This window comes from Mesorhizobium sp. P5_C1, from assembly GCF_054049815.1.
Map to the genome: position 1 here is coordinate 1 of NZ_JBFULQ010000015.1, position 11,590 is coordinate 11,590.

Annotated in this window: 16 protein-coding genes; 8 read left to right on the top strand and 8 right to left on the bottom strand. The window is 62.7% G+C overall.

The window, feature by feature from the left end; all coding sequences use genetic code 11:
• From ACXJ7R_RS02600 to ACXJ7R_RS02615, 4 genes are all read right to left on the bottom strand, one after another.
• On the bottom strand, window positions 1–1,784 hold a 1,784-nt coding region (locus ACXJ7R_RS02600; protein WP_457150450.1), incomplete at its 3' end, for a molybdopterin cofactor-binding domain-containing protein.
• A complete protein-coding gene (locus ACXJ7R_RS02605; protein ID WP_457150451.1) occupies window positions 1,777–3,141 on the bottom strand; it encodes a c-type cytochrome in 1,365 nt (454 codons plus the stop codon). The genes ACXJ7R_RS02605 and ACXJ7R_RS02600, both read right to left, overlap by 8 nt.
• A gap of 2 nt (window positions 3,142–3,143) precedes the next feature.
• Complete coding sequence (locus ACXJ7R_RS02610; RefSeq protein ID WP_457150452.1) at window positions 3,144–3,602, bottom strand: (2Fe-2S)-binding protein; 459 nt, start codon at window positions 3,600–3,602, stop codon at window positions 3,144–3,146.
• A gap of 267 nt (window positions 3,603–3,869) precedes the next feature.
• Window positions 3,870–4,787, bottom strand: a complete 918-nt coding sequence (locus ACXJ7R_RS02615; protein ID WP_457150453.1) for a polyprenyl synthetase family protein — start codon at window positions 4,785–4,787, stop codon at window positions 3,870–3,872.
• A gap of 78 nt (window positions 4,788–4,865) precedes the next feature.
• Here ACXJ7R_RS02615 and ACXJ7R_RS02620 point away from each other — a divergent pair, with 78 nt between their 5' ends.
• The 3 genes from ACXJ7R_RS02620 (at window position 4,866) to ACXJ7R_RS02630 (ending at window position 6,634) form a co-directional block, all read left to right on the top strand.
• On the top strand, window positions 4,866–5,627 hold the full coding sequence (locus ACXJ7R_RS02620) for a biosynthetic peptidoglycan transglycosylase (protein WP_457150454.1): 762 nt from the start codon (window positions 4,866–4,868) through the stop codon (window positions 5,625–5,627).
• A 141-nt stretch (window positions 5,628–5,768) separates the two neighbouring features.
• Window positions 5,769–5,951, top strand: a complete 183-nt coding sequence (gene rpmF, locus ACXJ7R_RS02625) for a 50S ribosomal protein L32 (protein WP_457150455.1) — start codon at window positions 5,769–5,771, stop codon at window positions 5,949–5,951.
• A 281-nt stretch (window positions 5,952–6,232) separates the two neighbouring features.
• Window positions 6,233–6,634 (top strand): hypothetical protein, encoded by a 402-nt coding sequence (locus ACXJ7R_RS02630; RefSeq protein WP_095089382.1) that lies wholly within the window; start codon window positions 6,233–6,235, stop codon window positions 6,632–6,634.
• A gap of 162 nt (window positions 6,635–6,796) precedes the next feature.
• Here ACXJ7R_RS02630 and ACXJ7R_RS02635 read toward each other — a convergent pair whose 3' ends face one another.
• The 3 genes from ACXJ7R_RS02635 to ACXJ7R_RS02645 form a co-directional block, all read right to left on the bottom strand.
• On the bottom strand, window positions 6,797–7,228 hold the full coding sequence (locus ACXJ7R_RS02635) for a GlcG/HbpS family heme-binding protein (protein WP_457150456.1): 432 nt from the start codon (window positions 7,226–7,228) through the stop codon (window positions 6,797–6,799).
• A 169-nt stretch (window positions 7,229–7,397) separates the two neighbouring features.
• Entirely contained in the window at window positions 7,398–7,631 is a 234-nt protein-coding gene (locus ACXJ7R_RS02640; RefSeq protein ID WP_457150457.1) for a hypothetical protein, read from the bottom strand.
• A gap of 77 nt (window positions 7,632–7,708) precedes the next feature.
• The gene (locus ACXJ7R_RS02645) at window positions 7,709–8,230 is read right to left on the bottom strand and encodes a winged helix-turn-helix transcriptional regulator (protein ID WP_457150458.1); all 522 of its coding nucleotides are present in this window, start codon (window positions 8,228–8,230) and stop codon (window positions 7,709–7,711) included.
• A gap of 99 nt (window positions 8,231–8,329) precedes the next feature.
• Here ACXJ7R_RS02645 and ACXJ7R_RS02650 point away from each other — a divergent pair, with 99 nt between their 5' ends.
• From ACXJ7R_RS02650 to ACXJ7R_RS02670, 5 genes are all read left to right on the top strand, one after another.
• Window positions 8,330–9,166 carry an alpha/beta fold hydrolase gene (locus tag ACXJ7R_RS02650; RefSeq protein WP_457150459.1) on the top strand — a complete coding sequence of 279 codons (837 nt, stop codon included), beginning with the start codon at window positions 8,330–8,332 and terminating at the stop codon, window positions 9,164–9,166.
• Between the two features lie 122 nt (window positions 9,167–9,288).
• Window positions 9,289–9,945: a glutathione S-transferase family protein gene (locus tag ACXJ7R_RS02655; RefSeq protein WP_457150460.1), complete on the top strand. Its 657-nt coding sequence runs from the start codon at window positions 9,289–9,291 to the stop codon at window positions 9,943–9,945.
• A 5-nt stretch (window positions 9,946–9,950) separates the two neighbouring features.
• Window positions 9,951–10,286, top strand: coding sequence for an ArsR/SmtB family transcription factor (locus ACXJ7R_RS02660; RefSeq protein ID WP_095089377.1), 336 nt, complete (start codon window positions 9,951–9,953; stop codon window positions 10,284–10,286).
• 11 nt (window positions 10,287–10,297) lie between these two features.
• Window positions 10,298–10,771 carry an SRPBCC family protein gene (locus ACXJ7R_RS02665; RefSeq protein ID WP_457150461.1) on the top strand — a complete coding sequence of 158 codons (474 nt, stop codon included), beginning with the start codon at window positions 10,298–10,300 and terminating at the stop codon, window positions 10,769–10,771.
• A 56-nt stretch (window positions 10,772–10,827) separates the two neighbouring features.
• Window positions 10,828–11,292: an SRPBCC family protein gene (locus ACXJ7R_RS02670; protein WP_457150462.1), complete on the top strand. Its 465-nt coding sequence runs from the start codon at window positions 10,828–10,830 to the stop codon at window positions 11,290–11,292.
• Window positions 11,293–11,318: 26 nt separating this feature from the next.
• Here the strand turns inward: ACXJ7R_RS02670 and ACXJ7R_RS02675 are convergent, their stop codons facing one another.
• Window positions 11,319–11,582 (bottom strand): ArsR/SmtB family transcription factor, encoded by a 264-nt coding sequence (locus ACXJ7R_RS02675; RefSeq protein WP_095089373.1) that lies wholly within the window; start codon window positions 11,580–11,582, stop codon window positions 11,319–11,321.
• Window positions 11,583–11,590: the final 8 nt, after the last annotated feature.

The window sequence follows — 11,590 nt, forward strand, 5'->3', positions numbered from 1 at the left end:
GGGCTGAAGTTGACGCTTTTGTCCTTGGGCGCCAGATCAGGCACGTCGCGGTTCACGGCGTCGATAAGGAAATCGACATGATCGCGGCCGGAAGCGAGCGACAGTTCGTGCATGAAGCTCTGGGCAGCGAAGACCTGGGCATTGTCGCCCGGCGCGCGCCACGCTCCGGTGGGAATCTTCAAGGGGAACATTGTCTTGGCGCGGCGCAGATTGGGCGCCTTGATCGAATATCTCAGATTGTCGGTGAGGTTGGCGCCCGTGGCTTCCTTCTTGCCGTCGGCGGTGAAGGTGATGAAATGTTCCTGCCAGGCGTCGAGCCTGCCGCCTCTGTCGATCGCGCCCTTGAACTGATGGTAGCCGGCGGGCCGGTAGAAATCGTGGGCGAAATCGTCTTCGCGGGTCCATTGCAGCTTGACCGGGGCACTGACCTTCTTGGCGATAGCCGCCGCCTCGCAGGCATAGTCATTGACCAGCCGCCGTCCGAAGCCGCCGCCGACGCGGGTCTGGTGCATCACGACTTTCTCCGGCGGAATGTCTGCAGCCTTTGCAATCAGCGGCAAGCCACGATCGGGCTGTTGGGTAGGCACCCACATCTCCATCACCCCGTCATGGTAGTGCGCCGTGGTGTTCATCGGTTCAAGCGGYACATGGGCGGCGAAAGGATACTCGTAATAGGCCTCCACGGTCTTGGCGGCATTGCCCAAGGCCCTGTCCACGTCGCCGACATTGTCGTCGGGCTTTTCCGGGAAATTTGTCGCCAGCTTCCTGGCCTGGGCCGAGAATTGCGACGTGGAGTCTTTCGAGGCCATGCTCAGGTCCCAATCCACCTGAAGCTTGTTCTTGGCCTGGAAAGCGCTCCAGGTGTCCCTGGCGACGATAGCCACGCCCGGCATCACTTCGACCGCCATGCCCGTGCCGTCCACGGCGAAGGCGTCGAGCACGCCGCGTTGCGCCTTGATCTCGTCGATGTTGAAGGATTTGACCTTGCCGCCCGCCGCCGGACATTTGGTGTAGGTCGCATAGACCATGCCGGGGAGTTGAACATCGATGCCGAACAGCGGCTGGCCACTGACGACCTTGGGATCGTCAACACCGCGATAGCGCTTGCCTATCAAGCGATACTCGGCGCGAACCTTCAGCGTCAAGCTCTTGGGATCGGGCACTGGCATTTTCGACGCCGCGGCGGCAAGTGACCCATAGGTTGCGGACCGACCGCTGGCGGCATGGGTCAAGATCGAGTCCCTGGCGGTGATCTGCGACGGGTCCACCTTCCATTGCCCGGCCGCTGCGGCGATGAGCATCGCCTTGGCGCCGGCACCGGCCTGACGCAGCTGGTCCCAGGCATGCGGGATGGATGTCGAACCGCCCGCGCCTTGACTGCCATAGACCTTGGGATTGATGTCCGCCTGCTCCATCACGACGTGGTTCCAATCGGCGTCGAGTTCATCGGCAATGATGACGCCGAAGGAGGTCTTGATGCCCTGGCCGATCTCCGGGCATTTGGAATAAATTGTGATCGTGTTGTCCGGGGCGATACGGATGAAAGCGTTCATCGCCTGGTCCTTGGTGCTTGCCGTATCGACGTTCGCACCATCCGCCGCGAACGCTGCGTCTCCAAGGTGAAAGCCCAGCACCAGCCCCGCTACGCCCGCGCCGGCCAACTTGAAGAAGGTGCGTCGTCCCACTGTCACCGACGCACTGGTCGGCGGGACCGAACGGACCTCGCGTATCAGCGCCGAGAGATAGGCATCGGACTGGGCAAAGTTGGACTGAATGTCAGCCATTGGGTGCTTCCTTAAATTGCTGGGCCGCCTGCTTTCGCAGACCGGCCACATCCTTGCCTGCCAAGTGCGAGCCTTCGGCACCAAACCGGGCGGTGACATAGTTGGCCACGGCCGCGATGTCGTCGTCCGAATAGCCTTCACCAAAGGCTGGCATGAAGATCGTGCCTTCGCCGGTCTGGCGGTTGACGCCATTGATGATCGTCTGCGCCACATTGGTGGCACTAGGGTCGTTTACCGCGCGCACGCCGGTCAGAGTGGCATAGCCGGTGACCGGGCTCACGCCGGTCCAGTCGTGGCAGCTGGCGCAGGCGCCGGCGAAGATCTTTTCACCACGCGAATTGACATCCGCCGCCACACCCTCCTTGTACGACGCCGGCGCCGCGGTCGTGACAGTGCGGGGCAGATCACTCGCATGGGCGGGTATGCTGCGCAGGTACGCCATCAAGGCATGGGTGTCGTCGGGCAACAGATAGCTCAGGCTGTCATCGGTGGCCTCACCCATCGGCCCAGCAGCGCCGCCATGACCGTTGGCATGACCGGTGGAAAGATAGGAATAGAGATCCTGGTCGCTCCAGTCGCCGATGCCTGAAGCCTTGTCGTCGGTGATGTTGTAGGCGCGCCAGCCCGCGGTGAGCGCGCCGGCGAATTTGCCGTGATTGTCCAGCCCATAGGCCAGGTTGCGCGGTGTATGGCATTCRCCGCAATGGCCCAATGCCTCGGCAAGATAGGCGCCTCTGTTCCATTGCGGGCTCTGGCCGGCGTTGGGGCGGAAACGATTGTCGGGATTGAACATGACATCCCAGAGCACCAGCAGGCTGCGCTGGCTGAAGGGCCAGGAAAGCTGGTCTTGCCTTGTTGGGGCCTGTACCGGCGCCAGCGAGAAGAGGTACGCCTTGATGGCCAGCGCGTCGGCGTCGGTCATGTAGGTGTAGGAGCTGTAGGGCATGGCGGGATAGAGCTTTTCGCCATCGGCGCGAATGCCCTTGTGCACAGCGGCCAGGAACTGCGCGTCAGTGTAGTTGCCAATGCCGGTTTGCTTGTCCGGTGTGATGTTGGTGGAATAGATCGTGCCGAACGGCATGTTGAAGGCGAAACCGCCCGAGAAAGGCGCGCCGCCCGGCGCGGTATGGCAGGCCTGGCAGTCCGCGGCATGCGTAAGGTATTCGCCGCGCTTGATCATATCGGCACCGGCGAGCTGGGCCGGTACACCGGTGATATCGGCGCCATGGTAATCCGCCAGCGCCACGGTCGAGCCGCCGGCAAAGGACATCGGATCGCGGCCGAGAAACAGCCAGCCGGTGAAACCAAGCGCTGCGATGACAATGACAGCAAAGACAATGCCGATGATTTTCTGCATGGTCAGGCTGGTTTGGCGGCGGCGTTCTTGATTGCTCGGCGGATGCGGATATAGGTCCCGCAGCGGCAGAGATTGCCCGCCATGGCCGCGTCAATGTCGGAATCGTCGGGTTGCGGGTTGCTGTCCAGCAGCGCCGTGGCCGACATGATCTGGCCGGCCTGGCAATAGCCGCATTGCGGCACTTCGGCTTCCATCCAGGCCTGCTGGACCTTGGCGCCATTGGGCGTGTTGCCGATCCCTTCAATGGTGACGACGGCGCGGGTGCCGACATCGCCAATGGTCAGTTGGCAGGAACGCACAGGCTTGCCGGCCACATGCACCGTGCAAACGCCGCATTGGGCGATGCCGCAACCATATTTGGTGCCGACCAGATTGAGATGGTCGCGCAGCACCCACAGAAGCGGCATGTCCTCCGGTACATCGACCGTGCGCAATTGTCCGTTGACCGTAAGGGTAACCATATGTCCGTACCTGCCTGACCATGAAGCCGTCGCATAAGCGCCTCTTCAAATTGTAGGGGGCCGGAGCTCCGCAGGTAGGATCGGTTGGATCACATTTAAGGGATCGCCGCTGGGTGGCCTGCGCAATCGGCAAACCGAGCGGTTGTTTGCAAAGTTGAAAGCAGTGGCGAGGGTGCCACCTCCTTGTGCGTCGCGGGTCCCCATTGTCTGGAGCCGGTGGCGACGGATTTCGCAATCCGATCGCGCCGACGTCCTGGCTGGCCAGCGTCAGTTGTTACGGGTCGCCACGAATGTCGCCGCTTCTTTCAGCAGCGCCGCCTGCTCCCCGTAAGGCGCGAGCAATTCATGCGCCTGGTCGACGAGGCCGTGAAGCTGGCTGCGCGCCCAGTTCGCGCCGTGCAGCGCCACCAGCGTCGCCTTTCCGGCGGCTGCATCCTTGCCGGTTGCCTTGCCCATCTGGCTGGCATCGGCGGTCAGGTCGAGCAGGTCGTCGGCAAGCTGGAAGGCAAGGCCGATCGCCGAGCCGAATTCGGCCAGCCGCTCGCGGTCCTCGGCCGGGGCGCCGGCGACCAGCGCCCCCGCTTCGCAGGCGAAGCGGATCAGCGCGCCGGTCTTCATAGCCTGCAGCCGGATGATGCCGGCCTCGTCCGGCGGCGCCTGTTCGGCCTCGAGGTCGAGCTTCTGGCCGCCGACCATGCCGCCGGCCCCGGCCGCGCGGGCCAGCGCCAGCACCAGGGCTGCGCGCCGCTCCGCTGGCAGCATGGTCGCCTCGTCGGCGATGATGTCGAAGGCCAACGTCAGCAAGGCATCGCCGGCCAGGATGGCGGTTGCCTCGTCGAACGCCTTGTGCACCGTCGGCAGGCCGCGCCGCAGGTCATCGTCGTCCATGGCGGGCAGATCATCGTGGATCAGCGAATAGCAATGCACGCATTCAAGGGCGGCCGCGACGCGCAGTGCCGCCTCGCCATCGGAGGAAAAAAGGGCGGCACCTTCCATGACCAGGAAAGGGCGCAGGCGCTTGCCGCCGTTGAGCACGCCGTGGCGCATCGCCGCCATCAGGCGGTCGGGCCGCGTGATCTCGCCCGAAAGCGCGCGGTCGTCGAGCAACCGCCGCAGCAGCACCTCGACGGCGGCTGCCCGTCTGATGAGCGCCATTTCGAACGCCATTTCGTCCTCATTCGTCATGGTCGGGACCGGTAGCCGACACTCAGACGTTGCGCAAGAAGCCAAGCGCCATTATGCCGGAGCAGGGAGAAGTACGGGTTGGGCGGCTTGGCGGAACCGATCGTCGATCATGAAACCGAAAAGCTGGACATGGCGACCAGATCGCGGAGCGTGAACCGCCGCGGTCTCAAGCGCTCGGTCCGGCGCGGCATCGTCGTGGCCGCGGTGCTGGCGCTCATACCAACGGTGCTGACGTTCCTCTATCTGCCGTCCTTCGTGCATCCGGTCTCGACGCTGATGCTGAAGGACCTGGCGACATTCTCGGGTTATGACCGCCGCTGGGTGTCGATCGACGACGTCGCACCTGTGCTGGCCAATTCGGTCATCATGTCGGAGGACGGGCAGTTCTGCTTTCATCGCGGCGTCGATCTCGGCGAACTGAGGGGCGTCGTCGACGATGCGCTGGCCGGCGAAGCAACGCGCGGCGCCTCGACCATCACCATGCAGACGGTCAAGAACCTCTTTCTCTGGTCACGACCGCTGGGCTCGGTGCGCAAGGTGGTCGAATTGCCGCTGGCCGTCTATTTCGACGCCGTGATGTCGAAACGGCGCATCATGGAGATCTATCTCAACATCGCCGAGTGGGGGCCGGGCATCTATGGCATCGAAGCCGCCGCACAGCACCATTTCGGCGTTTCGGCAAAACAATTGTCGCGACGGCAGGCCGCCCTGCTCGCCGTCTCCCTGCCAAATCCGATCGCCCGCAATCCGGCAAAGCCCGGGCCGGGCCTGAGACGGCTTGCGAACCTGATCGAGCGGCGGGCCGGCCGCTCCGGTGCGTATGTCGGGTGTCTGCAGTAGCCAGCTCAAAAAAATTCGCGGCAGTGCTGGCCAAAACGGCGTAGGGCGTGTATAGGCACCCGACTTTCTCAGATTCCGGCCCCGACACGGCCCTTTCACGAGGGCGGGCGGGGCTTTTTGACCATGTAATGGAGCATATCCATGGCCGTTCCGAAACGAAAAACCTCTCCGTCCAAGCGCGGCATGCGCCGCTCGGCCGACGCCCTCAAGGCCCCGACCTATGTTGAGGACAAGAATTCCGGCGAAATGCGCCGTCCGCACCACATCGACCTGAAGACCGGCATGTATCGCGGCCGCCAGGTGTTGACGCCCARGGAAAGCTGAGACCAGCTTTTCGACGTATTGAGCATTCGAAAGACCGGCCGGTGGCCGGTCTTTTGCGTTGGGTGGGCCGATAATCGGGCGGCCTGCGTTGGCGCTTGGCCGCTTACCCTATGCCAAACGCGAAATGCCTGGCGTGGGCGATATTCATCAGGATCGTTGCGCCGGGGGCTGACATGGTTGTTGCATCCGGTCTTCGACCGTGTTCGTGGCATTTTACGAAAATTCTTGACGGCGTGCCTGTGGCGCATTCTACAGAGATTGCCCCCATATGGAGACGCCAGATGTTCGGTGCCGTCCCGCTTTTGATCGTGCCATTCGTGCTCTACAATCTCGGCCTGCTCGGAATATTCGGCGGCGGCGACGATCCGTGGGCGAGCGAAATCTTCTCCTTCCGCATGATGTCGGGCGGGGTGTTCTCGATGACTCTCGGCGACCTGATAGTGCTGATCGGGCTGATTTCCCTTTTCGCCGAAATGGTGAAGTCGGCGCGCACGACCGGCGCCTCGATCATGGATCATCTGTTGTCGACGCTGGTCTTCGTCGCGTTCCTGGTCGAGTTCCTGCTGGTGAAGGGCGCGGCACATTCCATCTTCTTCACGCTGATGGTCATCGCGCTGTTCGACGTGCTGGCGGGGTTTGCGGTGTCGATGCGGTCGGCGAGCAGAGACATCAATCTGAACTAAGGCTGCATTGATCTTCAGGTGATGCCGGCCTGCAAACGGCGGCCTCCTGCGCTTCCGGTGCTCACGTACCCAAAAGTACGCTCCGCTCCGGTTCTCGGAACCCACCATTTTCGACTCGGCCTGTCCTGAATATCAACGCAGCCTTGGCCGTGATATTAAAGCTCAGCCCGGGTCGGCAGTGAAGCCGGCCGCTTCGATGCCGGCGATGGCCGCCGCTTCGTCATTGTCCGACGTATCGCCGGAAATGCCGACGGCGCCGATGATGGCGCCGGCCTTGTCGCGGATCAGCACACCGCCGACGACCGGCAGCACGCGGCCGCCGGACACGTCCGAGATGCCGGCGACGAGATGCGGGCGTTCCTTGGCGAAGGCCTCGACGCGACGCGAGCCCATGCCGATGGCGAGCGCGCCATAGGCCTTGCCGGCCGACATTTGCGGGCGCAGGAACGAGGCGCCGTCCTGGCGTTGGAAGGCGACCAGATGTCCGCCGGCATCAAGCACCGAGACGCCCAGCGGCTTGAGCTTGAGTTCGGCGCCCCTGGCAAAGGCGGCATCGATGATTTGCCTGGCTTTTTCGAGCGGCAGCGCGGTCATGGCAGTCTCCTGTTTGAAAACGCGCCGATCATCAACCGTCAACGGGCACGGCAAAATCCCGGTTTCGGTTGAAATTGCTTCGCGTTAAGAGGTGGAATGGAACGATCCGGATATGGCGTTGCCATTTTGCAGCTTCCAGACCGGCAGTCGATCGTGCCGGCCGGCAGCACTATTTTTTTTTGGCGCGGGCAGGCTTCTTGGCGGGTGCCACCGGTGCGTTGGCAAGGTCTTCCGCTTCCTTGGCGAGACGCAGCGCCCGCAGCTTGTTGGTCTTGGCCTGGCGGGCGTCGCTCTCGGCGACGTATTCGGCCATCGCCTTCTGGCGGACGGTTGCCGCCTCTTCCTGCTTCTTGAAACGCAGGTCAGCACGCGCGCGGGCAGCATCCCGAGAGTTCTCAACCAAGACCTTATCCAATCCCGTGAATTGTGATTTTCCGCCCCTTCTAGCAGAGCCGGGCCTCAAACGGGAAAATATGTTGGTCAAGCGGCCGGGCTGGCGCCGGGGGCCTTGCTGGCGACCACGGCTTCATAGGCGGCCTGCAAGGTCGCACGGACAGAAGGGCCAGCCGATGTATCGAGCGGCATGCCGAGATGCTCGTGGCGCAACTCGTCCATGAACTTGTCCCACATCGGCGGCCCGCCCTTCTCCAGAAGCTCGGCGCGGATCGAGAGTTCCGCGCTGACCGGCAACCAGACACGGCCCCAGGCGCCGAGGTGGGCCAGGATCGGCACGAGGGTGATCGCCATCTCGGTCAGGCTGTAGATCGCCTTCTGCTTGTGGCTGGGATCGTCGGCCTTGGTTAGCATGCCCAGTCCCATCAGCCGCTTCAGCCGGTCGGCGAGGATGTTGGAGGCAATGCCCTCCATCGATCCGTTGAGCAGCTCGCGAAAGTGGCGCCTGCCGCCAAAAATCATGTCGCGAAGGATGATCAGGCTCCAGCGGTCGCCGAACACTTCGAGCGACAGGTTGATCGGGCATCCGGACCGGCGATCCATGCTCATAAGATTTTCTCCGCAAAACCGGTTGCATTATCGTATCAGTTTTATTATCGTGCAACCGATTGCAAAAAGCAATCAGTTTGCTGAGGAGGAGACCGAGCCATGACAACTATTGAGCGCCCCAAGATCGTATCCGAGGCCTTTGGCGATCCGGCAAACCCGCCGCTGTTGCTGATCATGGGATCGATGGCCTCGATGCTCTGGTGGCCGGAGGCGCTGTGCCGGAAACTGGCCGATGGCGGCCTGTTCGTCATCCGCTATGACAATCGCRATACCGGCCGTTCGACCAAATATCCGCCGGGCGAGCCACCCTACACATTCGACGACATGGCCGACGACGCGATGCGTGTTCTCGACGACCACGGCGTCGGCAAGGCGCATATCGTCGGCATGTCGATGGGCGGCATGATCGCCCAGCTCGTGGGCCTCAAGCACCGGTCCCGTGTCGCTTCGCTGACCGTGATCAGCAGCTCGCCCCTGGGGATCGACACGTCGCATCTGCCACAAACGAGCGATGCCTATATCAAGCATTCGGCCGACGGCGCGAAAGTCGATTGGTCGGACCGTGGCCAGGTGGTCGATTTCATGGTCAAGGATACGCGGGCGATCGCAAGCACCGTACATCCGTTCGACGAGACCGGGATGCGGACCTTCATCGAACAGGATTACGATCGATCCGGCGGTTTGCTGAGCGCGACGAACCACTTCATGGTCAAGGGCGGCGAGGCATGGAAGGGGCGCCTGCGCGAGATGACGGCGCCGCTGCTGGTCATCCATGGCACCACCGATCCGATCTTTCCGGTCGAGCACGGGGAGGCACTGACCGAGACCGTCGCCGGTGCGAAAATCCTTCGGATCGAAGGTGGGGGCCACGAGCTGCACCCGGACGACTGGGCTGTGATGGTCGCCGCCATCGTCGACCACGCTCAAGCCGATTGAGCCATCCTGCGCGGGCCTTGACGAGCAAGGCTCGCCGCAATAGTTAAGTAAATGCTTCAGTGTTAATCCTGCAAGCAGCATGGCACCGACCACTGGCGCATCTCGAAACAGACGAGCAAAAAATGTCCCTGACGCTTCATTTCCATCCGCTGGCCTCTTTCTGCTGGAAGCCGCTGATCGCGCTGTATGAGAACGGCATACCGTTCGCGCCGGTTGTCGTCGATCTCGGCGACACCGAGTCGCGCGCGGCCTTCCTGAAGATTTCGCCGACCGGCAAGATGCCGGCCCTGCGCGACGATGCGCGCGACCGCACGGTGCTGGAATCGACCATCGTCGTCGAATACCTGGCCGCCCACTATCCGGGGCCGGTCGACCTCGTCCCGGCCGACATCGACCTGGCGCTGGCGGTCCGGCAGTCCGATCGTTTCTATGATTTCTATGTGCAGGAACCGATGCAGAAGATCGTCGGCGACCGGTTGCGGCCGCAGGATAAAGCCGATCCGTTCGGCGTCGAGCAGGCCCGCGCCCAGCTGCGCAATTCCTACGCCATCGTCGAAGAGGAGATGCAGACGAAGAACTGGGCGGTGGGCGACGCCTTCAGCATGGCCGATTGCTCGGCGTCTCCCGCACTCTTCTACGCCAACAAGGTCGAGCCGTTCGGCGACAAATACCCGGCCGTGAAGCGATACCATGACCGCCTGGTGCAGCGCTCCGCTTTCGCCCGCGTGATCGAGGAGGCGCAGCCCTACTTCAAGTTCTTTCCCTACAACAACGGCTGATCGCAATGTTGCACGATCCTGCCCAGCTCGATCTGATGTTCCAGGCGCTCGCCGATCCGGCGCGGCGGCAGATGGTCGACCGGCTGTCGCGCGGCCCGGCTTCGGTAAGCCAACTGGCCGAGCCGCTGGCGATGTCGCTGTCGGCCGTCGTCCAGCATCTGAACCTTTTGGAGGCAAGCGGCCTCGTGCGCACGCAGAAGGTCGGTCGGGTGCGCACCTGCCAGATCGAACCCAAGGCACTGAGAGCAGCCGAACACTGGATCAATGAACGGCGTCTCGTCTGGGAGCGCCGGCTGGACCGGCTCGGCGATTTTCTGGCTGAGACCAAGGACAAAAGCTGAAGGAGGCAATTATGACGGAACGTTCCGTGATTCATTCGACCATCGTGTTGGAGCGCACCTACGACGCTGTGCCGGCGCGCGTGTTCCAAGCCTTTGCCGACCCGAAGGCCCGCATGCGTTGGGGCACGCCATCAAAGACTGCCGAACTGGTCTACGACAAGGCCGATTTCCGCGTCGGCGGGCTGGATGTCAGCCGCTGCGGTCCGCGTGGCAGTCTGATCTACCGGGTCGAAAACCGCTACGTCGATATCGTGCCTGACCAGCGCATCGTCTCGACCGAGCTCGTCTGCGAAGGGTGGGACCGGCTGTCCGCCTCGCTGATCACGATCGAGTTTCAGCCGGTCGGTGCGTCCACGTGGCTGGTGCTGACTGACCAGATCGTTGCCTTCGGCGACAAGGACATGATCGCCGGCAGCGAGGCCGGATTCAGCGCGGCGCTGGACAATCTGGCTGCCGAATTCGTGCCCGAGACCGCCGGTGCCTGACGATCCATCGATGAGGATCATGCTCTGAATTCAATCCATCCATCGAGGAAAATCCCATGACCGAGCGTTCCGTCGTCCATTCCACCTTCGTCATCGAGCGCAGCTACCCAGCGTCGCCCGCAAAAGTCTACTTCGCGCTAAGCAATCCGGCGGCCAAACGGCGCTGGTTCGCCGATCCGCACGATCCGGTGCCCAGCAGGCATGAAATGGATTTCCGCATCGGCGGCAAGGAGGTCAATGCCGGCTGTCCGAGCGATGGCCAGATKCATTTTTTCAATGCTGTCTATCAGGACATCGTGCCGGACCAGCGCATCGTCTACAGCTATGAGTTGTTGTTCGGCGAAACCCGTGTCTCGGTGTCACTGGCCACGATCGAGCTGCTTGCCGAGGGCGATGGCACGCGGCTTGTGATGACGGAACAGGGCGCCTTCCTCGACGGCCACGATACGTCAGCCACACGCGAGCATGGCACAGGCGAGCTGCTCGATGCGCTCGGCGCTTTCTTGCGCGAGGAAGCTTGAACTGCGTTGCCGATACGGCGGGGCCGTCAGGCTTCCCAGAACTGATCGAGCCAGATGTTGAGTTTGAGGAAGCCGGGATTGCTCACCGTATAGACGCGCCTGGTGCCTTCGGCCTTGGCGTTGACCAGCCCGGCATCGAGCAGCACTTTCAAATGTTGCGAAACGGCCGGGCGCGATACAGGCAAACCCGCAGCCAACTCGTTGACGGTTTTCGGGCCGCGGCGAAGTTCTTCCAGAAGATGGCGCCGGTTGGGATCGGCAATCGCCATGAAGGCGTCGGAAAACATCATGCCTTTAT